General features: G+C 48.1%; 21 protein-coding genes and 1 pseudogene. 7 read left to right on the top strand and 15 right to left on the bottom strand.

Annotated elements, in window-relative coordinates:
• Positions 1 to 23 precede the first annotated feature (23 nt).
• From L0M14_RS04030 to ilvB, 5 genes are all read right to left on the bottom strand, one after another.
• Entirely contained in the window at positions 24 to 872 is an 849-nt protein-coding gene (locus tag L0M14_RS04030) for a VanW family protein (RefSeq protein WP_405030818.1), read from the bottom strand.
• 206 nt (positions 873 to 1,078) lie between these two features.
• On the bottom strand, positions 1,079 to 2,275 hold the full coding sequence (locus L0M14_RS04025; protein ID WP_235120958.1) for an aminotransferase-like domain-containing protein: 1,197 nt from the start codon (positions 2,273 to 2,275) through the stop codon (positions 1,079 to 1,081).
• A gap of 172 nt (positions 2,276 to 2,447) precedes the next feature.
• The gene (gene ilvC, locus L0M14_RS04020; RefSeq protein WP_235120957.1) at positions 2,448 to 3,440 is read right to left on the bottom strand and encodes a ketol-acid reductoisomerase; all 993 of its coding nucleotides are present in this window, start codon (positions 3,438 to 3,440) and stop codon (positions 2,448 to 2,450) included.
• Positions 3,441 to 3,595: 155 nt separating this feature from the next.
• Positions 3,596 to 4,081 (bottom strand): acetolactate synthase small subunit, encoded by a 486-nt coding sequence (gene ilvN, locus L0M14_RS04015; RefSeq protein ID WP_235120956.1) that lies wholly within the window; start codon positions 4,079 to 4,081, stop codon positions 3,596 to 3,598.
• Positions 4,078 to 5,826, bottom strand: coding sequence for a biosynthetic-type acetolactate synthase large subunit (gene ilvB / locus L0M14_RS04010; RefSeq protein ID WP_235120955.1), 1,749 nt, complete (start codon positions 5,824 to 5,826; stop codon positions 4,078 to 4,080). The genes ilvN and ilvB overlap by 4 nt, the downstream gene beginning before the upstream one ends.
• Before the next feature lie 514 nt (positions 5,827 to 6,340).
• Here ilvB and L0M14_RS04005 point away from each other — a divergent pair.
• The 3 genes from L0M14_RS04005 (at position 6,341) to L0M14_RS03995 (ending at position 10,256) form a co-directional block, all read left to right on the top strand.
• Positions 6,341 to 7,864, top strand: coding sequence for a spore germination protein (locus L0M14_RS04005; protein ID WP_235120954.1), 1,524 nt, complete (start codon positions 6,341 to 6,343; stop codon positions 7,862 to 7,864).
• A 91-nt stretch (positions 7,865 to 7,955) separates the two neighbouring features.
• A complete protein-coding gene (locus L0M14_RS04000; protein ID WP_235120953.1) occupies positions 7,956 to 9,125 on the top strand; it encodes a Ger(x)C family spore germination protein in 1,170 nt (389 codons plus the stop codon).
• A gap of 21 nt (positions 9,126 to 9,146) precedes the next feature.
• Positions 9,147 to 10,256, top strand: coding sequence for a GerAB/ArcD/ProY family transporter (locus L0M14_RS03995; RefSeq protein ID WP_235120952.1), 1,110 nt, complete (start codon positions 9,147 to 9,149; stop codon positions 10,254 to 10,256).
• Positions 10,257 to 10,374: 118 nt separating this feature from the next.
• Here the strand turns inward: L0M14_RS03995 and rplT are convergent, their stop codons facing one another.
• From rplT to L0M14_RS03970, 5 genes are all read right to left on the bottom strand, one after another.
• The gene (gene rplT, locus L0M14_RS03990) at positions 10,375 to 10,734 is read right to left on the bottom strand and encodes a 50S ribosomal protein L20 (protein WP_235120951.1); all 360 of its coding nucleotides are present in this window, start codon (positions 10,732 to 10,734) and stop codon (positions 10,375 to 10,377) included.
• 46 nt (positions 10,735 to 10,780) lie between these two features.
• Complete coding sequence (gene rpmI, locus L0M14_RS03985) at positions 10,781 to 10,978, bottom strand: 50S ribosomal protein L35 (RefSeq protein WP_235120950.1); 198 nt, start codon at positions 10,976 to 10,978, stop codon at positions 10,781 to 10,783.
• 30 nt (positions 10,979 to 11,008) lie between these two features.
• Positions 11,009 to 11,509: a translation initiation factor IF-3 gene (gene infC / locus L0M14_RS03980; RefSeq protein WP_235120949.1), complete on the bottom strand. Its 501-nt coding sequence runs from the start codon at positions 11,507 to 11,509 to the stop codon at positions 11,009 to 11,011.
• A 305-nt stretch (positions 11,510 to 11,814) separates the two neighbouring features.
• Positions 11,815 to 13,050 (bottom strand): glycosyltransferase family 2 protein, encoded by a 1,236-nt coding sequence (locus L0M14_RS03975; protein WP_235120948.1) that lies wholly within the window; start codon positions 13,048 to 13,050, stop codon positions 11,815 to 11,817.
• Positions 13,051 to 13,320: 270 nt separating this feature from the next.
• Positions 13,321 to 14,499: a glycosyltransferase family 4 protein gene (locus L0M14_RS03970; RefSeq protein ID WP_235120947.1), complete on the bottom strand. Its 1,179-nt coding sequence runs from the start codon at positions 14,497 to 14,499 to the stop codon at positions 13,321 to 13,323.
• 213 nt (positions 14,500 to 14,712) lie between these two features.
• Here L0M14_RS03970 and L0M14_RS03965 point away from each other — a divergent pair, with 213 nt between their 5' ends.
• Positions 14,713 to 15,240: a phosphatase PAP2 family protein gene (locus L0M14_RS03965; RefSeq protein WP_235120946.1), complete on the top strand. Its 528-nt coding sequence runs from the start codon at positions 14,713 to 14,715 to the stop codon at positions 15,238 to 15,240.
• Between the two features lie 5 nt (positions 15,241 to 15,245).
• A complete protein-coding gene (locus L0M14_RS03960; RefSeq protein WP_235120945.1) occupies positions 15,246 to 16,391 on the top strand; it encodes an MGDG synthase family glycosyltransferase in 1,146 nt (381 codons plus the stop codon).
• 46 nt (positions 16,392 to 16,437) lie between these two features.
• On the opposite strand, the gene trmB is transcribed toward L0M14_RS03960, so the two are convergent.
• The 3 genes from trmB to L0M14_RS03945 all read right to left on the bottom strand — a co-directional run bounded on the left by trmB (position 16,438) and on the right by L0M14_RS03945 (position 18,249).
• The gene (gene trmB / locus L0M14_RS03955; protein WP_235120944.1) at positions 16,438 to 17,154 is read right to left on the bottom strand and encodes a tRNA (guanosine(46)-N7)-methyltransferase TrmB; all 717 of its coding nucleotides are present in this window, start codon (positions 17,152 to 17,154) and stop codon (positions 16,438 to 16,440) included.
• Positions 17,155 to 17,228: 74 nt separating this feature from the next.
• Complete coding sequence (locus L0M14_RS03950; RefSeq protein ID WP_235120943.1) at positions 17,229 to 17,426, bottom strand: hypothetical protein; 198 nt, start codon at positions 17,424 to 17,426, stop codon at positions 17,229 to 17,231.
• Positions 17,427 to 17,556: 130 nt separating this feature from the next.
• On the bottom strand, positions 17,557 to 18,249 hold the full coding sequence (locus tag L0M14_RS03945; RefSeq protein ID WP_235120942.1) for a WGxxGxxG-CTERM domain-containing protein: 693 nt from the start codon (positions 18,247 to 18,249) through the stop codon (positions 17,557 to 17,559).
• Positions 18,250 to 18,471: 222 nt separating this feature from the next.
• Here L0M14_RS03945 and L0M14_RS03940 point away from each other — a divergent pair, with 222 nt between their 5' ends.
• Positions 18,472 to 19,365 (top strand): tRNA modification radical SAM protein MnmL/YtqA, encoded by an 894-nt coding sequence (locus L0M14_RS03940; protein ID WP_235120941.1) that lies wholly within the window; start codon positions 18,472 to 18,474, stop codon positions 19,363 to 19,365.
• A 52-nt stretch (positions 19,366 to 19,417) separates the two neighbouring features.
• On the top strand, positions 19,418 to 20,002 hold the full coding sequence (locus L0M14_RS03935; protein ID WP_235120940.1) for a tRNA 5-(aminomethyl)-2-thiouridylate-methyltransferase MnmM: 585 nt from the start codon (positions 19,418 to 19,420) through the stop codon (positions 20,000 to 20,002).
• Between the two features lie 48 nt (positions 20,003 to 20,050).
• Here L0M14_RS03935 and L0M14_RS03930 read toward each other — a convergent pair.
• Positions 20,051 to 21,554 (bottom strand): annotated as a pseudogene (locus L0M14_RS03930) (IMP dehydrogenase).
• Between the two features lie 161 nt (positions 21,555 to 21,715).
• Positions 21,716 to 23,479, bottom strand: a complete 1,764-nt coding sequence (locus L0M14_RS03925; RefSeq protein WP_235120939.1) for a B12-binding domain-containing radical SAM protein — start codon at positions 23,477 to 23,479, stop codon at positions 21,716 to 21,718.
• Between the last annotated feature and the right edge of the window lie 48 nt (positions 23,480 to 23,527).

Below are 23,527 nucleotides of genomic sequence, written 5' to 3'. Positions count from 1 at the left end.
TCTATCACTTTAATAGGTTGTTCCTATAAGATGTGTTTCTCTTGCTTCATTGGAGCAAGTAACGGTTCATACATCATGATGGCATGATTTTCAGTGACATACTCATCTCGTACAAGCTCACGCTCATGGTTCCATACTTTTCTGAATATGGTATTATGCCTCACATAGCCTCCCCAGTATTCCTGAGTAATCCAGTGATTCTTCTCATAAATTTCATAGGTATGCACAGCAGGCAAGTCTGATCTCCATTCTCCTACCAAGTGGGTGTCAGTTAGATACACGATTAGCTGATACAACCGGTCGGATTCATTGCATATTTGTAAATCCATATAATTGTAAAAGCATGTCGCACCGCTTCCGAAAGGCTGATTGCGATTCGTATCGGGAAAAACATCATAACTGTGCCGATGTCGTTCCGTTACGGTCAATGGCGTGTGAAGCGTCATCCAATAAATAAGGTTAGACAACTGACACAAGCCTCCTCCAACACCTGAAACTACTTGACCATGTGATAGAACCATTCCCTTCTTGTAACCCTTGAGGCGGGAAGTCGTACCTATCAATTTCCAGTAAGAGAATGTCTCCGATGGACGGATAACCATACCGTTTATCTTTGGGGCTGCAATTGATACATTCACAACTTTATTATGCTGCATCCACATATCCACATTGCGAAGTTCTCTTAGCAAAGGAGTTTGATGGCGGAAAATGAGATGCGGAAAATGCCCATCATGCTTCGTACTGGCGAAAACAGTCCTACTCAGATACCAGTTCATATATCGCCGCAGCCTGAACCACTTTACTCCCATATAAGTACGAATTGCACTACGGTGCCTCGGCGCCAAACTGTGTCTAGGGTTCAGCTCCCTCATAACAACCTCCTCGCGTTTTCGCTAACCAAAGTAGGTTATGTCTTTTCACAAACATGAAAGCTGCTGAGTACAGTCACTCATGTATAAAACTCTTTCGGAATCAGTTGAAGATACTCGATCGCGTTAACAAAAAGCACCTAAGACCTCTCATCTAAGCAGGGTCATAGGTGCTGTGGTATGTGGTGATGAATGTATATTTTAGAAACTTATGCGTTTTGCAAATAAACTTCCATCGCTTTGGCAAGCTTCTGCATGCCGAGAACGGTATTCTCACGGTCTGTATGCGTGTAATTTAAGCGCATGGTGTTGTACTGCGGATTCTCGGCAAAGAAGGTCGAGCCCGGTACAAATGCAACTCCTTCTTGCACCGCCTGCTTCATCAGATCCTCTGCACGGATGTTCTCCGGCAGCTCTACCCAAATGAACATACCGCCTTTAGGCTGCTCCCATTTCAGGCCTGGCCACTTCAACCCTTCCAGAAGCCCTACCATCAGCTTCATCCGCTCTTCATAATGTTCACGGATCAGCGCGATGTGCGCATCCAGATCAAAGTGCTCTAACAAGTGATACAACGTCTGCTGGTCAATGGAGCTGGAATGCAAGTCAGCGGATTGCTTGAAGCGAGCCATCTGGCGAATTACGTCAGAATCCCCGATCACCCAACCGGTCCGGAACGCAGGCGCAACGGTTTTCGAAAATGTACTTGTGTACAGAACATTGCTTCCCTCAGCTTTGCCGGCCAAGGAGAAAACAGTAGGATACGAGGCATTGCCGTCAAATTGGATTTCTCCATAGGGATCGTCTTCGAGGATGAGAACCTCTGCTTTCTTACAAATCTCCAACAGCCCTTTGCGTCGTTCCAAGCTCCATACACGTCCAGCTGGATTAGAGAACGTTGGAATTACATACACCAGCTTAGGGTTATACTTGGCTATTTTGGCAGCGAGATCTTCCATGATCATCCCGTCATTATCACTATCAACGGAATAAATCTTGGCACCTTTCGCTTGGAACACTTGAAGCGCGGCCAGATACGTCGGTCTTTCGACAAGGATAACGTCCCCTTCATCGATGTAAACACGAGTAAGCAGATCAATAACCTGCTGCGAGCCTGTCGTTAGCAGCATTTCGTCAGGAGTTACGTGCATATTCTTGTTGGCCATACGGCGGCACAAGGATTCGCGCAGCGGCTTGTAGCCTTCCGTTAATCCGTACTGAAGGGCTCCCTTGCCCTGCTGGATCACACGTTGAAACGCTTCGCCCACAGCTTCTATCGGAAAAAATTCCTCAGCCGGTAAGCCACCAGCAAAAGAAATGATCGACTTGCCCTGGGTCAATTTCAAAATTTCACGAACCGCCGAAGAGGAGAATCCATCCAGCGATTTGGAGAATCGGTAATTCATATCGGACGCATCCTTTCGCATTTGTAGAAAGCACCCCACTTCCTAATGAAAGTGAGGTGCCACTTATAATGAGATGATCGTATTGCATGACCATGATTGGCCTTTATAGTATTCACAGGGAGTAATCGGTGCAAACCTGCCCCAATCACTCCCTGCTATGTTCATGCTTATATTACTTCTTGATCCAGTGCATCATTTCACGCAATTGGGATCCAACCACTTCGATTGGATGTTCAGCCTCATTGCGGCGAGTTGCGTTCATGAACGCATTGTTGGATTGGTTTTCCAAGATGAAGTCGCGAGCGAATTTACCTTGTTGGATATCGGAAAGCACTTCTTTCATTGCTTTCTTCGTCTCAGCTGTGATTACGCGAGGTCCTGTAACGTAGTCGCCGTATTCTGCTGTATTGGAGATGGAGCTGCGCATGGAAGCCAGACCGCCTTCATACATCATGTCAACGATCAGCTTCAGCTCGTGCAAGCACTCGAAGTAAGCCATCTCTGGAGCGTATCCAGCTTCAACCAATGTTTCGAAGCCTGCTTTAACCAGTGCAGTTGCACCGCCGCAAAGCACGGCTTGCTCACCGAACAGGTCTGTTTCTGTTTCTTCACGGAAGGAAGTTTCGATAACCCCTGCGCGAGTACAGCCGATACCTTTTGCATATGCAAGACCGATTGCTTTCGCATTACCAGTAGCATCTTTCTCGATTGCAATCAGACCAGGAACACCGAAGCCTTCAACATATGTACGGCGAACCATGTGACCTGGGGATTTAGGAGCTACCAGGAATACGTCAGTTCCTTCAGGAGCAACGATTTGTCCGAAGTGGATGTTGAAACCATGGGAGAACATCAAAGCTGCGCCTTGTTTCATGTTAGGAGCAATGGACTCACGGTAAACGCGAGCTTGCGTTTCGTCCGGCATCAAGATTTGGATCACATCAGCGCGGCGAGCTGCCTCGTCAACAGATACAACTTCAAAACCGTCGTTTTTAGCTTGGTTCCAGGAACGGCCTTCACGAAGACCGATAATGACGTTAAGTCCGCTGTCACGCAGGTTTTGCGCTTGTGCGTGGCCTTGGGAGCCGTAGCCGATGATTGCGATTGTTTTACCTTTCAATACCGATAAGTCTGCGTCTTTTTCGTAGTAAGTAGTTACTGCCATTGGAATAAATCCTCCTTTAATAGTATAACTCCGTAATATCTACCCCTTGAGTGGGTGTTTCAAGGGTCTACTCTCTTACTGATAGGAACTAACCTTTTAAAGCGTTAAAGAGTACACCTCTGAAAGCCCCACTCAAGGGGGCTTGTACTTCGTAATTAACGAACTGAGCCTCGGGTCATTGCCGTTGCACCCGTACGGGACAACTCGCGAATGCCGTAAGGACGCAGCAATTCAACCATTGCATCTATTTTATCCGAATCTCCGACAACTTGCACGATCAAAGAGTTTGGACCGATATCCACTACCGCTGCGCGGAACGTTTCAACGATCCCCAGAATTTCAGGACGCGCAGCCGGCTCGGCATTTACCTTGATGAGCGCCAATTCTCTGGCAACCATCGGATTCGCACTCAAGTCGACAACCTTAATAACATCAATTAATTTGTACAATTGCTTGGAGATTTGTTCGAGTGTATTCTCGTCTCCTGTCGTTACAATAACCATCCGGGAAAGTCCGAGCTCTTCGGACTCCCCAACAGTAATGCTCTCAATATTATAGCCTCTGCGTCCAAACAAGCCGGATACACGCTGCAGAACGCCAGGCTGATTGTTTACCAGAACGGATATCGTATGTCTCATCATTCCGCATCCCCCATTAACATGTCACTTATGGTATCGCCGGCTTTGACCATCGGGAATACGTTCTCTCCCTTCGGCACGACGAAATCGATAACGACAGGTCCCGGTGTTTCCATAGCTTCCTTCCAAGCCTTTCTTGCTTCTTCCTTCGTCGTGGCACGCAGGCCTTTCACACCGTAGGCTTCAGCAAGCTTTACAAAGTCAGGACTGCCGGCAAGGTCAATATGGCTGTAGCGGTTCTCATAGATGATCTCCTGCCATTGGCGCACCATACCGAGAACTTGGTTATTGATGATAACAACCTTAACCGGAATGTTATTGATGGCGCAGATCGCAAGCTCCTGCGCACACATTTGGACGCCGCCGTCCCCGTTGATCGATACGACCAGCTTATCAGGGTTGCCCAGCTGTGCTCCAATGGCGGACGGGAATCCAAAGCCCATCGTTCCGAGACCGCCGGAAGTAACCAAGGAGCGAGGATTTTTAAATCGATAGAACTGCGCCGCCCACATTTGATGTTGGCCTACGTCAGTCGTTACAATCGCTTCGCCGCCCGTTGTTTCGCTGATCATTTCGATAACGAATTGAGGCTTAAGCTCATCGTTATTATCGTTATATCTAAGCGGGAACTCCGCTGCGTTCTTTTGCACTTGCGCGATCCATGCCTCGCTCTTCGCAGGCTTTGCTTTTGTATTCGCGAATTCCAGAACAGCTTTAACATCTCCGACAACTGGAATATCGGTCTTCACATTTTTGCCGATCTCCGCAGGATCCACGTCGATATGAGCAATCTTCTTCACGTTCGGTGCAAAGCCGTCCAATCTCATCGTTACACGGTCATCGAACCTGGAACCGATCGAAATAATCAAATCCGCATTTTGAATTGCCGTGTTTGCCGCGTAGGTTCCGTGCATACCCGGCATCCCCAACCACAGCTCATGAGCGCTTGGGAATCCGCTAAGACCCAGTAGCGTTGTCGTGATCGGAATCCGAGTCTTATTGACGAACTCGATCAACTCTTCGGAGGCGTCAGCGTATACGACTCCGCCGCCTGCGATGATAACCGGACGCTCCGCTTCCTCAATCGCTTTGAGCAGCTTATCCACCTGCAGCTTGTTAGGCTGAACCGTCGGATTGTAACCTCGGATGCTAACTCCAGTTACAGGCTCGAATATCGTCTTTTGAGCGGAGACATCCTTCGGAATATCGATCAGCACCGGACCTTTACGTCCAGAGTTGGCAATATGGAAAGCCTCATGTATAATCCGCGGAAGATCATTAACGTCCCGAACCAAATAGCTGTGCTTGGTAATCGGCATTGTGATGCCCGTAATATCAGCTTCCTGGAACGCATCCGTGCCGATAAAGTTCGTGGCAACGTTGCCCGTGATGACAACCAGCGGCACAGAGTCCATATAAGCGGTAGCGATACCTGTGACCAGGTTCGTCGCTCCCGGTCCGGAAGTAGCGATACATACGCCTACCTTGCCGGTGGATCGAGCATAACCGTCAGCTGCATGAATCGCTCCTTGCTCATGTCGGGTCAGTAAATGGTTAAAGTCGGAGAAGCCGTGCATCGCATCGTAAATGTACAATACCGCGCCGCCCGGATAACCAAAGACGCAATCCACACCCTCCAGCAGCAGGCTGCGCAGCAAAATTTCAGATCCTGTAATGTGATCCGGCTGTCTCAGCTTTTCCATCAATTCTTCTTTAGACCTTTTCGGTTGTTGTGTCTCGACATTCATTTGTGATCCTCCTCTCAAAAAGTCAGTTCGCTTTTAGCGGCAATATAAATTGCCATCAAAAAAACCCCTGTCATCCCGAACACGCATACTACGTGTAGAACGGGACGAAAGGGGTTATAGCTTCCGTGGTACCACCCAAATTCGCTATGCACTTCGCAGTACATAGCCTTAGCAGGTACGGGTCATACAGACCGATACCCTCGCACGGTAACGTGTGCTAATCCGATTTCCCCTACTACTCTTGGCTAGCCACAAGTTTCAGGAAAACAGCTCGGAGGTGACTTCGTAAGCAAGGGATTAAGGCGATGGTTTCAGCAGCTCCAACGCTCTCTGAGCATAATTGCCCTTACAACTTCTTCCTCTTCACAGCCGATTATCATGTGAAAGAATCACATATAGCATATGATTTATAGACAATTATATGCATTAGATCGGCTGTAGTCAATAGTCTGACGGAATAAAACAAAATGGCCGGTGAGAAGATAATACCAATTCAGGAAATGAGGTGAAATTGATGATTTCGTCTCAGCATCAGGCCGCTCCATTAGCCGCTCAACTTGACACGAATATAAGCAGGCTTCAAGATCAGCTCGGCTATAGCTGCGACCTGGTGTACCGATATTTAGATATTATGCTCGCCCAGGAAACAGCTAGGATAGCACTGGTATATATTGAAGGGTTAGTCGACTCCGAAATCGTTCACGAGAATTTGATCAGCCCGCTGTTATCCGAACAAGAAACCCGCCCGGCCAGTGAATTGTACCTATCGCTCGCAGATCTTATTGATCAATCGGTATCCATTGGTCCCATGTCCAGAGTCAATATGGACCAGGAGCTCATTACGGGAATCCTGAATGGCAAAACAGCGATTCTTCTCGATGGATCGGATGAAGCGCTGCTCGCCGGCACTTCCGGCTGGGACAAGCGCTCCATAGAGGAGCCGCAGACGCAAACCGTAGTTCGCGGTCCCAAAGAAGGATTCACGGAAGACATTCGGACGAATTTGTCTCTTCTTCGCAGAAAGATTAAATCTCCCGACCTTCGTTTCGAAAGCTTCATCTTAGGCCGCTACACGCAAACGGAAGTCATTGTTTCTTATGTCATAGGCTTAGCCAATCAGAACGTTCTCACGGAAGTGAAACAACGGTTGAACAACATCGACACCGACAGTATCTTGGAAAGCGGATATATCGAGGAACTCATTGAAAATACAGCGTATACACCTTTTCCGACACTGATGAATACGGAGAGACCGGATGCAGCAGCTGCAGGATTATTAGAAGGTCAAATCATTATCATCATCGACGGGACTCCATTCGTGTTACTGGCACCTGTAACATTCTTTAAATTTCTTCAATCCAGTGAAGATTACTACCAGCGATATGATATTGCTTCATTTGTCAGACTGATCCGATACGCTTCATTCCTTATTTCCATGCTGCTGCCCTCTCTCTACATTGCTATTACAACCTTTCATCAAGAAATGCTTCCGACGACCTTATTGGTAAGCTTGGCCGCCCAGAGGGAAGGCGTTCCCTTTCCGGCTTTGGTCGAAGCCTTCTTGATGGAGATTACCTTCGAAGTTCTTCGAGAGGCTGGCATTCGAATGCCACGAGTTGTGGGGCCAGCCATCTCGATTGTAGGAGCTTTAGTGCTCGGTCAAGCAGCCGTGCAAGCGGGGCTTGTTTCAGCAGCCATGGTCATCGTCGTGTCGTTCACAGCGATATCCAACTTTGTAACACCGGCTATTAACCTGGCTGTCGCCGCACGACTTATTCGCTTTGGACTCATGGTGCTTGCTGGCACATTGGGACTGTTCGGGATTCTCGTCGGGTGTATGGCGATTCTGATTCATATGGCCTCATTACGCTCATTCGGAATCCCTTACCTGGCCCCGCTTGCCCCTTACATCAAGCAGAGCATGAAGGACATTTTTGTGCGACTGCCCCGGTGGATGCTGCAGACCAGACCGGTATTGTTAACAAAAAACGTCAGAAGACAACGCAGTAGCACGAAACCCGATTCTTCAAAAGACTGAGGATCGCCTTGGAAAGGATGTGCACATCATTCATATCCATGCTCGCAAGCTCATGTTCACATGCATGCTGTCTATAGGGCTGTGCCTCCTCTTGCCCGGCTGTTGGGACCGCACCGAGCTCAATGAAATCGGTATTGCTTCGGCTACTGCTGTTGATTGGCAGGATGATCATTGGATTGTCTCATATCAGCTAGTGATCCCTCAATCGATCTCGAACCAAAATGCCGGGGGCGGCAGTGTCCAACAAGCACCCGTCATGGTATTTTCCACGAACGGAACCTCTATCCAAGAGGCTGATCAGAAATCCAGCTTGGAAATGCCCCGTTCTCTATTCTTCGCTCACAATCGAATTATCGTCATCGGTGAAGAGGCAGCGCGGCATGGAATCTCCGAGGTGGTTGAAAGCTATCTCCGAAACGCAGATTCACGTGAAACCGTTAGTGTATTCGTCACCAAGCAAAGAGGCCGCAGTATTCTCGAACAAATCGTGCCCTTAGAGAAAATTCCAGGAGCAGCCTTAAAAAATATGCAAAAAAATCAAGATAAACAGGGCTCTGATTTAAAACAGGTCATGATGTATCAGTTAGCCATGGGTATCACCAGCGACTCGGGCTATACCACGATACCGGAGGTCATCTTATCGGGAAGCGGTGAAGCCCCTACATCGGTAGAAATACTTAAAAACACTTACGTGGAAAGCAAATTAAAAATGAACAGACTCGGCGTTTTTAAAAAGGATAAGCTGATCGGATGGTTGTCCTCACACGAGAGCTATGGCATCAATTGGATTACGAATCGAATCAAACACACGATCATGTACTTCGGATGTACGAGAGGGAGTAATAACTTTAAAGCTGCCGCCCGCATTTACAAAGCCAAAACTCACTTAAATCTCGTCCAACAAAACGGCTTATGGGTTGCTAAAGTGGATGTGCAAGCCGATGCGCAGCTTATAGAAAATAATTGCGGTATTGATGCCTCTAAACCGGAGGGGTTAGCTCAGATGGAAGCATTAATGTCCTTTGAGCTCTCCGACCTCATGCAAAATTCACTGGATGCAGCAAAAGGCTTGAACGCTGACGTACTCGGGTTCGGAGAGTACATACACAAGAAAGATCCCAAAACATGGGGGCAGCTTAAAGACAACTGGCAGGAGGCTTTCATGCAAATTAAACTTGAGCCTTCCGTCCACATCCATTTAAAACGTTTAGGAATGAGTAACAAACCTTTTGCTGATTTAATCAGCCCATCTCATGACTAGGGCAATAGGGAGGAACGCAGCATGGGTATGATCAGCAAGCATCAACTGGCCATGGCCATTGTACTCTTTCAGATAGGCAGCACGCCTTTGTTTGCTCTGGGCAGCGAAGCTAAGCAAGATTCATGGATTGCGATGATCGTTGCCTCTCTGGCTGGACTTTTGCTGCTTTATCTGTTCCTGTATATCCAGAACCGCGCCTCTGTGCTTCCCTTCATGGATTTGCTGCGCTATGCTTTTGGACGGATAGCAGGTACGGTCTGCGGAGCTTTATTCGTTCTATATTTTGCCTATGAATCCATGAGAAATGTTCGTGATTTTGGCGAGATTACAGCGGTGACGCTGCTTAATGACACTCCACAGCTGGTGATTATGCTGATTATTGTTTTGTTAGCCTCCTACGCACTGGCTATGGGGATCGAAACCATCTGCAGAGTCATTGAGATTCTGACACCTATCGCTGTGTGCAGTTATACGGCGCTGCTTATCTTAATCCTTAGCTCCAAGCTGATCAACGTCAGCCGTGTTCAGCCCATTCTTGAACATGGTATGACTCCGGTGCTAAAGACCGCGTTTCCTGATCTCGTGTCCTTCCCGTTCGGACAAATGATGATTTTTTTGCTGCTTTGGCCTCTAATTTCGGATAAAACAGGACTGGCACGCATCAGTGTCATCTCTTACCTTTCTGTTGCTGCGTTTCTCATTGTCATGAATATGGTCAATCTCACGGTACTAGGACCCACCTTAGTAGGCGCCAGCACCTTACCGTTCTTGCAAACCGTACAATTGATTCAAGTCGGTGACATCCTCGAACGTCTGGACGTATTTGTTACGCTGCTGTTATTTCTAGGCCTCTTTATTAAAATGACACTCTTCTATTGGGCGGCCGTCTACGGTCTTATGCAGTTAATCGGATCAAAGCGGCGGATTCATATTTTCTATGTGGGATCCATCATCTTTCTTGCATCCTTTCTGGAGCCCAATTACACCTACCATGTATGGCTCGGCTTGAATGTCAGCGTTAAAATATTTCCGCTCTTCCAGGTTGTTCTCCCCTGTCTTCTGCTGATCGCACTCTTGCTGCGCCGGCCTCTACCACCTGCTGCTTCCGCGGCTTCTCCAGAACCCGACTAATCTTAGGTACACGCCAAGCGGGCGTGGCTATGATGTCGAATCAGAAGGTGTCCGTACCATACAAAAAAGAGGCTTGCCCCATTGGGGCAAGCCTCTTCATCAGCATTTGCGGTTAAGCTTATGCGTTAACTTTTGCTTTAGCTGCTGTTGCCAAATCGTTGAACGCTTTGGAGTCGTTCACAGCCAGGTCAGCCAAGATTTTACGGTTGATGTCGATACCAGCCAATTTCAAGCCGTGCATCAATTTGCTGTAGCTCAAGCCGTTTTGACGTGCGCCGGCATTGATACGAGTAATCCACAGTCTGCGGAAGTTACGCTTTGTTGTGCGGCGGTCACGGTATGCATACAGCAAAGATTTCATTACTTGCTCTTTTGCTGTTTTAAATAATCTATGTTTGGAACCGAAATAACCTTTTGCCAGTTTCAAAATTTTCTTACGACGATGAGCGCGAATAAATCCGCCCTTGACTCTTGCCATTGTCAACTACCTCCTGAAATGTATAAGTAATGTTCGTTAGTAATAATTAGATGTTTGCAAGCTGCTGCTTTAGACGACGAACGTCTCCAGGAGCCATAACCGGATTTGTAGAAAGTACACGCTTTGTACGAGCAGACTTATGGGACAGCAAATGGTTTTTGCCGGATTTGTATCTTTTCACTTTACCTGTGCCGGTAATTTTGAAACGATCCTTCAAGCTGCTGTGAGTTTTCATTTTTGGCATGGTGGTATTCCTCCTAATTTAGTAAATCGCCTAGGTCGTTGCTTTCGGCGTTAAAATCATGATCATGCTTCTTCCTTCAAGCTTAGGAGCACGCTCCTGTGAAGAAATTTCCGCCGTTTCCGCTGCCAGGCGCTCAAGCACCTTGCGGCCGATTTCGGCATGGGCGATTTCACGGCCGCGAAAGCGTACGCTTGCTTTCACCTTGTCTCCGTCGCCCAAGAACTTCACCGCGTTGCGAAGCTTGGTTTGAAAATCATGCTCATCAATCGTTGCGCTCAAGCGGATTTCCTTGATATCCACGATTTTTTGATTTTTACGGGCTTCTTTTTCCTTCTTCTGAAGCTCGTAACGATACTTACCGTAGTCCATGATGCGGCATACAGGCGGCTTAGCCGTTGGTGCCACATTCACCAGATCCAAGTTGGCGTCGATTGCAATTTGAAGAGCTTCACGAGTCAGCTTGATGCCAAGCTGTTCTCCGTCCGCACCGATTAGGCGAACTTCCTTCACGCGAATCTCATCATTAATCATATGGTCTTTGCTAATAGTGTTTCACCTCCACAAGTATGTAACGCCGGCTCCTGTGCTGTTCAGCATTCTATAGAGCCCTTCCTAATCTACAACAAAAAAGATGCGGACGCAAAGGCCCACATCTTTCATCAATAACAGGTTAAACGTTCAAACCCATTCTTCGTTAACGATGACTATTGCATACCAGCCAACAGCTGTCGGTCAGGTGAGAAGCGGGCGCCTCTGCTTTTACTTGAACAACTATATCACTTGGAGAAAGGGAAGTCAACAGCAACTTAAGCGGTTAGCCCATGCAAGCTGCTTGCCTAGCTGGCCTGCTTGCTGTTCATCTCTTCCAAGCGGATAACCCTTGTATGCTCAGTATGGCTCCAAGTCTTGTTGTTTTGCGTGAAGAACGCATGCAAGGTGATCGGCCACCAGGAGAGCATAAAAATCGGATAGAGCAGCAAATATTTAAACGTCTTCCAAGGCGCCTTCTCAATGTACATGGAAATTGGCAGCAGCACATAAATCGCTATGCTGACACTATTAAAGAAAACCGGATTGATGTCGACAAGCGCCGGTGTTTCTGACCAGCCTGGTGTGATGGACTTTATCCATAACAGCATGCTGATGATTGCGCCGAAGAAAAAGTTATACACGTTCGCGGAGTAGACCGCGGCATCAATTTTCGTCCAACTGCCCTCTTTAATCCCCTGCCACAACAGCGGAAAAAAGTAGCGCTTCGCCACATCGAAGTGTCCCTGCATCCAGCGCAGACGCTGTCTGGCGGAAGCTTTGAACGTTAGCGGCTTTTCATCATAGACGATCGCTTCGTAGTTGTAAGTCGGTCTGATACCCATCTTGATGCAGCGCATGGAGAATTCCAAGTCTTCAACCAGGCTGGTTGCTCCCCAACCAATTTGCTTCAGCAGGCTTGATTCGAAACACATTCCGGTACCGCCCAGGTAGTTGGCTAGACCCAGATTGGTACGAGGCATCTGCCAGAAACGGTTGGCAAAGTAATAAGAAATGGCGTAAGAAGCTGTCACCCAGGAATCCACAGGGTTCTTGGTATCCAGGTAAGCTTGAATGACACGGGACCCGGAGCACAAATCGTTGTTCATATGCTGCAGGTAATCCTTACTGGACAGATTGTCGGCATCAAACATGACAACCGCATCATACTGTCTTTCGCGCTTCCAGAGTTCCTTCAGCATCCATTCAATCGCGTAGCCTTTGCCCCGCAGGTTCGGGTTGTGGCGCTCCATGGCGTACACGCCGTGGCTTCGTGCGATATCAGCTGTGCTGTCCGTGCAATTGTCGCAAATGACAAAAATATCGTAGAGCTCTTTCGGGTAATCTAAAGCCTTCAGGTTCTCAATCAAGGCTCCGACAACTTGTTCCTCGTTATGTGCCGCTACGAGAACAGCAAATGATTTTTGAGGTGCATACTTCTTCTTGTTTCGAGGCCGGTACCACCCAAAAAAGGTTAGAAACAACTGGTAAGCCCCTACACAAGCCAACCCGATTTGAAACAAAAGCAAAATTTTGTCCAGCATGAAACAAGTCCCCCTTTTTTTGCATGCATCGCAGCGTTCTTTTTTTATAGTCTGCGTGCAAATTATGTAACAGGTGAATAACCGCTCTTGATTTTCCTCTCTTTCCCTGCATTTGTCAAAGTCTACGAAAACCGAATTTCAGTCAGTTCTCTCTGGATTAGCGGGAAAGTAGAAAGCCGAGACCGTTTGCGCTTGAAATCAGTTCGTTACAGTCTTGTTTTCATCGTTTTTCATTTTATTGTGCACCAAAAGTTCACCATTTAGACGATATCAGGGAATCATTCGAATTCGGTCGTCGTGGTGAAGAGTAGGTGTGCTTGCATCCACCACCTCTACGTAACTTTTATACAGTTCTTTCAAGATGTATTCCCATGACTGGCGTTTGGCATACTCTAAAGCTTCCTGCGACAATAATTGCCTTTTTTCGGACGAGACAAATAATTCCTCCATCGCATCGACAAACGACGTCAGATTCCCCGGCTCACAGAGAAGCCCTGTCGACCCATGGATGATATTGTCTGCCACACCTCCTGCATCTGCCCCGATTACAGGCGTCCCCGATGCCATTGCTTCCAGCACCACATTACCGAATGTCTCCGTGGAAGATGGAAACACAAATGCATCGGCAGCCGCATACAAGTCAGACAGCTTCTTGCCTTGAACAAAACCTGTGAACACCACGTTTCGAATCCCCCCATATTGTTCGAAAAGACTGTCTGAGGAAGGTCCGTCGCCGGCGATAATGATGCTGCAGCTGGAGCGGATCTCTTCCCGAAGACCCTCGAAGGCCTCTAGCGCAACCTCTACGCTCTTCTCGGGAGCAAGCCTTCCTACAAACAAATAAACGAACTGGGCTGGATCAACTCCATAAGAGGCTAGCACCTCTGCCCGATTAACCGACGGTGAAAAGATAGCTGTATCAACGCCTCGTCCCCATACTTCCAGATGCTTGAGACCTTTGATGGAGAGATGCTCCAGGGTGGATTGGGAAGGCACATAGATACGTCGGCAGGTTTGATGAAACCAGAGCATATATTTCCATAAGGCCGGCTCCAGCCAAGGAATTTTATAGCAGCTGACATATTGATCAAAATGAGTATGGTAAGAGGCAACGAAAGGAATTCCGTTCTTGTGGGCGTAACGCATTCCGAGAAGTCCAAGATTAAACGGAGTAGCGGCATGGATAATGGTCGGCTTGAATTCTTGCAGCGACTTGCGGAGATGAAGAGGGTTAGGGATGGCCAGCCTGCATTCTGGATACAATAAAAAGGGAATACTGAGAAATCTTTCTACACTGTACGGCTCCGGATCCGCCGTCTCCAAGCTGGTAGGCGCATAAATACGGCATTCTGCTCCATTTGATTCCAAATAATTCACCCATCGTCCCAGTGTTCTTGCGACTCCGTTGATTTCCGGCAAGTATGTATCCGTAAACAAGGCAACTCTCATGATCCGTCAGCCCCCTTTTACTATTCGATACCCTACAAGCGTCATCCTAGCATCCGTTTGTTAATGGCAGATCAGATGAACGTAAATTTGGTTTTATGATAAATTTATTAAACTGTTAACGCTCCATTAACACTACCTTGTTACGCTAATGATGTGCTGCCGAGTGCCACAGGGCAGCTTAATTCTAGAACCCATTAGAGGAGGTATGTGCTCATGAGCAGAGTCGTCCATTGGCTTCAGCATCATGAAACGCGCATGTTTTGCTTCGTTAACCAGCGAATCCAGCATTCCGTCCTGGACCGCTTGTTTGCCATGATTACACATCTGGGAGGCGCAACAGCGACCATATGCCTTTCTTTGTGCTTCGGGCTGCTCGCGGAAGATACACTCCGCACAGCAGGGCTTCAAGCCTTAATCGCGCTCGCCGCCAGTCATATCCCCGTTGCGATTATTAAAAAGAAATATCCGCGGCTACGGCCCTATTTGGTCGTACCGCAAACCAATATCAGCAAGAATCCGCTTCGTGACCATTCTTTTCCATCGGGACATACAACGGCGATCTTCGCGCTCGCCATTCCCTTTACAGTGGCGTTCCCGCTGCTAGGCTTCCTGTTCATTCCGATTGCGCTTCTCGTAGGTATGTCCCGCATCTACCTGGGACTGCACTATCCTTCGGATTGTCTGGCAGGCTGCTGCATCGGCATGACAGCTTCCCTATTATGCGTAACACTATGGGGGTAACGGCCATGAGCTTGCAGGATTCCAATGAACCAACCAGAATTCTGATCTTGTCTGAGGCCTTCGGAGCAGGGCACACACAAGCTGCACACGCCATTTCTTCAGGACTCCAGCAGCTTTGCTCCCGTGTTCAGACGCAAGTGCTGGAGCTTGGGCTTCACCTTCATCCGACACTTGCTCCGTTCATTATTGAGGCTTACAAGAAGACCATAACGGCGCAGCCTCATTTATACGGAAAGCTCTACCGTTTCCACTATAAGAAATCGCTGAATCCCTTCTCCCAACTCGCCCTCCATCGAATTTGCTACGCGCAGACGGCGGCTACCATTAGCCAGCTTAGACCGCACGCTATCGTCTGCACGCATCCTTTTCCAAGTATCGTAGTTTCAAGACTGAAAAAGCATGGACTCGACATTCCGCTATTTACGGTCATTACCGATTATGACGCACACGGGGCATGGATCGGCAGTCAAGTCAATCAATACCTTGTCTCGACAAAAGATGTCAAATTTAGACTGCTTCAACGAGGAGTCTCTCCTCAAAAAATAAAAATTACCGGGATTCCCTTGCATCCCAGCTTTCGTCAAACTCATGATAAATTCGAAATTCGACAGCAATTTCAGCTAAGAGATCTGCCTACCATTCTCATTATGGGCGGAGGCTGGGGGCTTCATGGCAGTGAACGGTTTCGGGACTATGTTGCTGCATGGAGTGACAGAATTCAATTTCTGTTTTGTATGGGAAATAATAAGAAGGGCTATGCCGAAATGGCTGATGATGCTGTCTATCGGCATCCGAATGTACGGCTGCTGGGGTTCTGCCAAGAAATCGGCAAGCTGATGGAGGTTTCCGACCTATTAATTACGAAGCCAGGAGGAATGACCTGCTCCGAAGGCGCCGCCAAGGCTATACCCATGCTGTTCGACTCCCCCATACCCGGTCAAGAGGAGGAGAACCTTCAGTATTTTACGGCTCATGGCTTTGGGGAACCGATTCTTTCACCGGCTACCATAGAGAATTGGCTGTATATGCTTGCCTTTCGGTATGAGGAGGTCCGTATTAGGCGTGAAAGCATCAGCAAAAAATCGATGCCCTTCACAACAGCGGATTGTGTTACCACAATATGGAGTCTATGCGAAAAAAGCCGCACATAAAATGTGGGGCTCATCTTATTTTCAGTTGGACAATAGCTAGAAATGTCTAGGAATTTGACTTGACCAACTGCTGGATGTGTTGTTCAAGCGCCTTCGGGCCAATGACCACTTCGCAGCGGTGGATGTTCATTCCTTGTCCTGCAAACTTCGTCTCGTATTCCGTCATGACATGATCCGGATGAATACCTTCTGCGTGTAAGTTTAAAGAAATGTTACGGAGTCTAAGCCCCATATCGGAAAATGAATTCAACGAAAACTCAAAAAGCAGCTGCGAGTCTGTTTTCAAATGAATTTCACCGTTCTCGTTGAGAATATCTTTATATTTGTTTACGAAGCCGGGATGTGTCAATCTTCTGCGCGCATGCTTTTTCTTCGGCCAAGGATCACTGAAGTTCAAGAAAATGCGCTCAAGTTCCCCATCAGCAAATGCTTCTTCGATTTGTTCAATGTTGAAAAGTACGAGACGAAGATTGGGAATTATCGTCTCTTCTTCGTCAGCGAGTTCATGAGCTGCTCTGGCTTTTTCGCTTGCTTTGCGAATCAGCTCGTCGTACATATCAACGCCCAAGAAATTAATGTCCGGGTATTTGCGGCTCATTTCACTAATGAATTTCCCCTTCCCCATGCCAAGCTCCGCATAGATGGGGTTGTTATTGCCAAACAGCTCAGCCCATTTTCCCTTGTGGTCCCTTGCATTCAAAACAACAAGCTCCGATTGGCGCTCAATGTCTTCTCTTATGCCTTTTCTTCCTCGTAATCGCATCTATATTTGCCTCCTACACGTACAAAGCTATCGAATACAAATCATAGACGATTACAAGAAAAAATCAAAGAATTTTACACTTCAATGAAATGATAGTCAATGGCTTTGCCTGTTTCCGGAAGCAGCTTGCGTTCCAGAGATTGCAGCACTTTCTTTTTGGCTGATGCGGAGAGAGCGGGATTTTGAGCAAATTTCACTCCACTGCCCAGTGCCAGTGCTTCTTTGACGGTGAGTTCAACGGATACAGTTTCGGTTTCTTGATAATTTTGCATCTCAGGTCACCTCATTTTTTAATATGTGCTTAGTGTGACTTTTTTCTTATAAGATTATGATTGGCATTTGCTAGAATAAAAGAAGACTCCCCCACAAAATGTGAGGAAGAGCCATACGGAGTAACAATGATTAGGAATGCGTTCTGTCGCGGTCGCGGTTGCCGCCTCTTAGTCCCGCCAGACCTAATAGACCTACAAGACCTAACCAACCCCAATCCATGTGGTTATCGGTCGTAGAAGTGCCATATGCCCGGTAGGAAGAAGTATCGTAGTTTCCAATATGATTGCCTGCGTTTTTAATGCCTGTTCCTGTTGTGCTCATGCGGTCCATCATATTGTTGCTGTAGCTCTTGATTTGGTTGCCGAGCGTAGTGCCGGTGCCTGTAGTGGAATAATTGTTGTAGGTACCCGGAGTGGCTGTTGAACCAGTGCTCGTTGTGTTATAGCCGGTCCCACTCGTAGTACCAGTACCGGTAGACATGGAGCTGTACCCAGTTCCAGTTGTGGCGTCATAATTACTGCCGGTATAGTAAGTCGATGCTGTAGTTCCTGTCCCAGAGGCAGCGCTTGTTCCATACTTGCCATTCGTGCTCAGGCTGTTATACATACCTGTATTATTGGCGTTCATGTTGTTCATACCGCTGCTGCTTGTACTTGTGCCAGTGCCTGCTGTGCTCATGTTTGTCGAAGTGCCAGTAGTTCCGGTGTACCCGCTAGTTATCGAGCCTGTGGAAGTTGTCGTGTTCGCATATGCACTTCCAGCACCAAAGCTTAGAGCAGCAGTCAAAGCAACAGCTAACGTAACGGTATGAAGCTTCTTCATGTAGATTCATTCCCCTCTCTTGAGCTGAAGTAGTCGTGCAAAGTTATCATGCTCTCAAGCAACTGATTTTAACGGGGGACTTATTGGTAAGTAAGGGGTCGCTTTCATAGCTTCTTTTCGCTACAATAAATGAGGAAAGGAGTATGACACTTCTATGCATACATCAATCGAATCTACACCTCTCTTATGGGGGATAAACGTTTCCATACATGGAATTATGAAATGCGGGAAACCTTCGGTGAGAAGGTCTTCAAGGTTATGCTTGATGCAGGCTTTACTTGTCCGAACCGCGACGGCAAGATCGCTACGGGAGGCTGTACGTTCTGCAGCGCCAGAGGCTCCGGTGATTTTGCGGGGAGCCGCCGCGACGATTTAGTCACCCAGTTTGCTAAGATCAGAGATCTCCAGCATCAAAAATGGCCGGAAGCCAAATATATCGGTTATTTCCAAGCCTATACCAACACCTATGCTCCCGTAGAAGAGCTACGAGAATATTATGAGGTGATTTTGCAGCAGCCGGGGGTTGTCGGTTTATCGATTGCAACCAGACCGGACTGTCTGCCTGACAATGTTATTGAGTATTTGGCCGAGCTGAATCAGCGTACGTATCTTTGGGTAGAGATGGGACTTCAAACGGTTCATGAAGAGACATCCACACTGATCAATCGCGCTCACGATACACAATGTTATCTGGATGCCGTGGCCAAGCTACGCAAGCACAATATTCGGACATGTGCGCACATTATTTACGGGCTTCCGGGTGAAACGCACGAGATGATGCTTGAAACCGGACGGGCTGTTTCCCAAATGGATGTTCAAGGGATTAAAATTCATTTGTTGCATCTTATGCGGAAAACGCCGATGGTCAAGCAGTACGAAGCAGGTCTTCTGCGTTTCCTGGAAAAAGACGAATACGTCAAACTCATCGTCGATACACTTGAAATCCTGCCGCCTGAAATGATCGTGCATCGTCTCACCGGTGATGCGCCGCGGGATCTCTTAATCGGGCCGATGTGGAGCCTGAAAAAATGGGAGGTTCTGAACGCCTTCGATGCAGAGCTCAAAGCAAGAGATACGTGGCAGGGGAAGAAGTGGAAGGCTTCGGAAGGAGTTTAGGATCGTCAAGGAGTTTAGGATCGTCAGCTGTTTGTAAAAGGAGTTAGTAAGAATGGGTTTTGTATCTGTGTTAAGCTTTGCCCACCAGCTGATCAGCCAGCGGGCGCAAGCCGGCGACATCGTCATTGATGCTACCATGGGCAATGGGGTTGACACGCTGTATCTGGCTAAGCTCGTAGGCAAGCGAGGGCATGTGTACGGCTTCGATATTCAGCCTGAGGCGCTTAGCAATACGGAAATGCGCCTGAGGAGCGATTCACAGGACGAAGCGGCTGTGGAACATGTACAACTCCATCTAATGAGTCACGCACAGATGGAGCATGTGATCGCTGAGCGGCACTTCGAGAAAGTGGCCGCGGTGACGTTCAACCTCGGCTACTTGCCGGGAGCCGATCCCGGCACTATCACCAGGCAGGAATCTACCATTCCTGCACTGGAATCCGCGCTTCGCCTGCTGCGCAAAGGCGGCATTGTCACGATCGTACTGTACAGCGGGCACGATGGAGGCCAGCAGGAGACGGACGCCGTCGAAAGCTGGGCCTCGCAGCTGCCGCTGGCATCCTATCAGGTGCTGCGCTACCAAATCGCCAACCAAAGCAAGCAGGCGCCGTATTTGCTAGCTGTAGAGAAAAGATAAGAAATAAGCCCGCGGAGTATGGATCCGCGGGCTTATTGGGCTTTCCTCTTAGGATTCTTCGGAAAGGCTGCTTTCTTTTAATATCACGTCATGCGCTCCGCCTTCTACAAGACTTGTCGCGGAGACCAGCGTAATGCGGGCATTCTGTTTCAGCTCGTCGATGCTAAGGGAACCGCAGTTGCACATCGTTGACTTGATTTTGCCGAGAGTCTTATCCAAGTTCTCCTGCAGACCTCCTGCATAAGGCACGTAAGAATCTACGCCTTCTTCGAACATCAGCTTGTTCTTGCCGCCTGTATCATAACGCTGCCAGTTGCGGGCACGGTTGGAGCCTTCACCCCAGTACTCTTTCACAAAGTTGTTGCCTACACGCAGCTTACGGGTCGGGCTCTCATCAAAGCGTGCAAAGTATCTGCCCAACATGACGAAATCGGCACCCATTGCCAAGGCCAGCGTGACGTGATAGTCATGTACGATACCGCCATCGGAACAAATTGGAATATACGTCCCCGTCTCTCTGAAGTATTGATCTCTCGCTTCAACAACCTCCATCAAAGATGTAGCTTGTCCACGGCCGATCCCCTTCTGCTCCCGGGTAATACAAATCGAACCGCCGCCAATTCCGACCTTCACAAAATCCGCGCCTGATTCAACCAGATACATAAAGCCTTCACGGTCTACGACGTTACCGGCTCCGATTTTGACATTGAAGTTTTCTTTCACGTATTGCACAGTTTCTCGCTGCCATTCACTGTATCCGTCCGAAGAGTCAATGACTAGAATATCTACCCCTGCTTCGACCAATGCCGGCACGCGCTCTTTGTAATCCTTGGTATTGATTCCAGCTCCTACGATGTAGCTCTTATTAGCATCCAGCAGCTCAAGCGGATTTTCCTTATGCTCGTCGTAATCTTTACGAAACACGAGGTATTCCAGATTTTGCTCATCGTTTACGATTGGAAGGCAGTTAAGCTTATGCTCCCAAATCAGATTATTAGCTTCGGACAATGTGATGCCGGACTTGCCATAGATCAGCTTATCAAAAGGCGTCATGAACGAACTGATTAACCGGTCCTTCGAGTCCCTGCTGATCCTGTAATCGCGTCCGGTTACCATGCCGAGCAGCTTGCCGTTGGCTGTACCGTCATCTGTAATGGCTACCGTGGAATGTCCTGTCTGTTCTTTCAAATCCAGCACATCACTTAACGTGTTCTCCGGCGTTAAATTGGAGCGGCTTACGACAAAGCCTGCCTTGTAGCTTTTTACGGCTCGAACCATCTGAGCTTCCGATTCAATGCTCTGCGAGCCAAAGATGAAGGAAATCCCTCCGCAGCGAGCCAAAGCGATCGCCATGCCGTCATCCGGAAACCGCCTGCATCACCGCTGAGGAGAACGGAATATTAAGCGAAAGCGCAGGCTCCTCCCCTTTGTTATACTTCACCAGCGGTGTCTTCAAGCTTACATTAGCCGGAGTACAGTCCTTCGTTGTTAGATTGGGAATTAACAAAAACTCGCTGAACGTGCGGGATGGTTCCAGGTAATACGTAGCCACTTCAATGATTCCTCCTTAGAATTGTTGATCCTGATCTAGGTAAATTTTTTCAATCTTATCACTGAAGGGATGCCGTGGTCAATCTTTTTCTTTAGCGGGGAATCCGAAAATTTATAATTCAAAAGCTCCGTTCCCGGCAAGGGGAAACGGAGCTTGTTGAATTACATGACCGCAGCCTGCTGCAGCGGCATGGTATAGAAGCTCGCCGGCTGCTGCGCGTCCGGCGGGAAGTAGACGATGAGCAGCTGCGGGCTGCTCATCTGCATGATGCCGTTTTGCAGGTACCCCTGCAAATCGAAGGGCAGCACCTCAAGCATGACATGCTTGTGGAGATCTTTTTCGCTGATGCGGAGCTGGCTGAAGCCGCCGTCCGCCAGCTCTGGACGCTCGGCCAGCAGACGCAGGTAGGCCGATTGCTCCTGCTTGTCCAGCGTAAAATCCCACCAGATTTTGCGCGGTCGATATTTATGGCCCAGGAAGTAGTCCAGCTTCATGAGGCCTTCGATGATCGGCATCTGCTTCGTCTGACGATGGACCAGGAAGTCTCTAAGACGGGTGAACAGGTCCTCCAGCTGGTGACCGATCTTTTGCCAGCCGCGTTCTTCCCAGTAATCGCCGAATTCTTGAAAGAAATCGAAGGCAGAGTCAAATTCATTCGCAATCAAGTAGCTGACGGTATGATCCATCCGGTGCGCATTCCAATATTTTTCGAGTACGTCCTCTACCCGCTTAATACGAATCAAATCCGTGAACGGCAGGATGTCATTGCCCAGAATTTCATAAGGCGCGTGGTCCATATACACATAGCCGTACTTATGCGCGTCATTGCGCATCCCTGTGCCGCGCAGCATTTTCAAAAATCCCAATTGAAGCTCTTCCGGTCCAAGCTCGAATACGTCGTTAAACGTCTTGCGGAACGATTGGTAATCTTCCTCCGGCAGTCCGGCGATGAGATCCAAATGCTGATCAATCTTGCCGCTTTGCTTCACCTTGGTGACGGTTCTCGTTAATTTAGAGAAGTTTTGCCTGCGCTGCACCAGCTCGTTCGTTGCGTCATTGGTCGATTGCACGCCAATTTCGAATCGGAATATACCGGGAGGCGCATTCTCCGCTAAGTAGTCTAGGACCTCAGGACGCATGATGTCCGCTGTAATTTCAAATTGAAACACCGTGCCTCTATGGTTGGCGATCAGGAACTCAAACATTTCCATCGCATAGTCGCGTTTAATATTAAAGGTGCGGTCCACGAACTTGATCAGCTTCGCTCCCGAATCAATCAAATACAGAATGTCCCGCTTCGTCCGCTCCATGTCAAAATAACGTACGCCAACCTCAATACTCGATAGGCAGAATTGGCAGGAGAACGGACAGCCCCTGCTCGTCTCAAAGTAAACAACCCGATTCGGCAGATTTGGAATATCCTCAATAAACCGATGCGGTGACGGAATATCGTCGAGCTTAAGCTTCGGTCTTCCCGGCATGATCACAACTTCTTCGCCTTTACGGTAAGCCAGTCCATACACAAAATGATACTTCTGCGTCGTGGAGATTTCCTGAAGAAGCTGATGGAGCGTCTCCTCCCCTTCTCCCATGACAATAAAATCGACCTCGGGAATCCGGTTCATCCAGTACTCCGTATCGTAGGAGACCTCGGGCCCTCCAAGTACAATTAAGAGGTTCGGCATGATCTTCTTTATCATGCGGATGATGTGAATCGTCTCTTCAATGTTCCAAATATAACAGGAAAAGCCCAGCACATCCGGGGCCTTTTGATACAGGTCCGAAACAATGTTCATGGCTGGGTCTTTAATCGTATATTCAACAATATCCACATCGAAATCTTTCTCACAGAACGCTTTCAAATATCGAAGCGCCAAAGAGGTGTGGATGAACTTTGCGTTTAATGTAGATACAATGACTTTCATAATGGGAAACCTCGTTCTATTCTCGGTATTGGTTCTACTTATTCTACA

Origin of the sequence: Paenibacillus hexagrammi, assembly GCF_021513275.1 — a bacterium.
In the GTDB taxonomy this organism is placed as follows: Bacteria; Bacillota; Bacilli; order Paenibacillales; family NBRC-103111; genus Paenibacillus_E; species Paenibacillus_E hexagrammi.
The sequence above is the reverse complement of the archived record's forward strand: the minus strand, read 5'-3'. Positions and strand labels throughout refer to the sequence as shown.

Bases quoted from the DNA above. Each gene is read 5' to 3' on its own strand.
- L0M14_RS04030 (WP_405030818.1), bottom strand. From the start codon at position 872: ATGAGGGAGCTGAACCCTAGACACAGTTTGGCGCCGAGGCACCGTAGT.
- L0M14_RS04025 (WP_235120958.1), bottom strand. From the start codon at position 2,275: ATGAATTACCGATTCTCCAAATCGCTGGATGGATTCTCCTCTTCGGCG.
- ilvC (WP_235120957.1), bottom strand. From the start codon at position 3,440: ATGGCAGTAACTACTTACTACGAAAAAGACGCAGACTTATCGGTATTG.
- ilvN (WP_235120956.1), bottom strand. From the start codon at position 4,081: ATGATGAGACATACGATATCCGTTCTGGTAAACAATCAGCCTGGCGTT.
- ilvB (WP_235120955.1), bottom strand. From the start codon at position 5,826: ATGAATGTCGAGACACAACAACCGAAAAGGTCTAAAGAAGAATTGATG.
- L0M14_RS04005 (WP_235120954.1), top strand. From the start codon at position 6,341: ATGATTTCGTCTCAGCATCAGGCCGCTCCATTAGCCGCTCAACTTGAC.
- L0M14_RS03995 (WP_235120952.1), top strand. From the start codon at position 9,147: ATGGGTATGATCAGCAAGCATCAACTGGCCATGGCCATTGTACTCTTT.
- rplT (WP_235120951.1), bottom strand. From the start codon at position 10,734: ATGGCAAGAGTCAAGGGCGGATTTATTCGCGCTCATCGTCGTAAGAAA.
- rpmI (WP_235120950.1), bottom strand. From the start codon at position 10,978: ATGCCAAAAATGAAAACTCACAGCAGCTTGAAGGATCGTTTCAAAATT.
- infC (WP_235120949.1), bottom strand. From the start codon at position 11,509: ATGATTAATGATGAGATTCGCGTGAAGGAAGTTCGCCTAATCGGTGCG.
- L0M14_RS03975 (WP_235120948.1), bottom strand. From the start codon at position 13,050: ATGCTGGACAAAATTTTGCTTTTGTTTCAAATCGGGTTGGCTTGTGTA.
- L0M14_RS03970 (WP_235120947.1), bottom strand. From the start codon at position 14,499: ATGAGAGTTGCCTTGTTTACGGATACATACTTGCCGGAAATCAACGGA.
- L0M14_RS03965 (WP_235120946.1), top strand. From the start codon at position 14,713: ATGAGCAGAGTCGTCCATTGGCTTCAGCATCATGAAACGCGCATGTTT.
- L0M14_RS03960 (WP_235120945.1), top strand. From the start codon at position 15,246: ATGAGCTTGCAGGATTCCAATGAACCAACCAGAATTCTGATCTTGTCT.
- trmB (WP_235120944.1), bottom strand. From the start codon at position 17,154: ATGCGATTACGAGGAAGAAAAGGCATAAGAGAAGACATTGAGCGCCAA.
- L0M14_RS03950 (WP_235120943.1), bottom strand. From the start codon at position 17,426: ATGCAAAATTATCAAGAAACCGAAACTGTATCCGTTGAACTCACCGTC.
- L0M14_RS03945 (WP_235120942.1), bottom strand. From the start codon at position 18,249: ATGAAGAAGCTTCATACCGTTACGTTAGCTGTTGCTTTGACTGCTGCT.
- L0M14_RS03940 (WP_235120941.1), top strand. From the start codon at position 18,472: ATGCGGGAAACCTTCGGTGAGAAGGTCTTCAAGGTTATGCTTGATGCA.
- L0M14_RS03935 (WP_235120940.1), top strand. From the start codon at position 19,418: ATGGGTTTTGTATCTGTGTTAAGCTTTGCCCACCAGCTGATCAGCCAG.
- L0M14_RS03925 (WP_235120939.1), bottom strand. From the start codon at position 23,479: ATGAAAGTCATTGTATCTACATTAAACGCAAAGTTCATCCACACCTCT.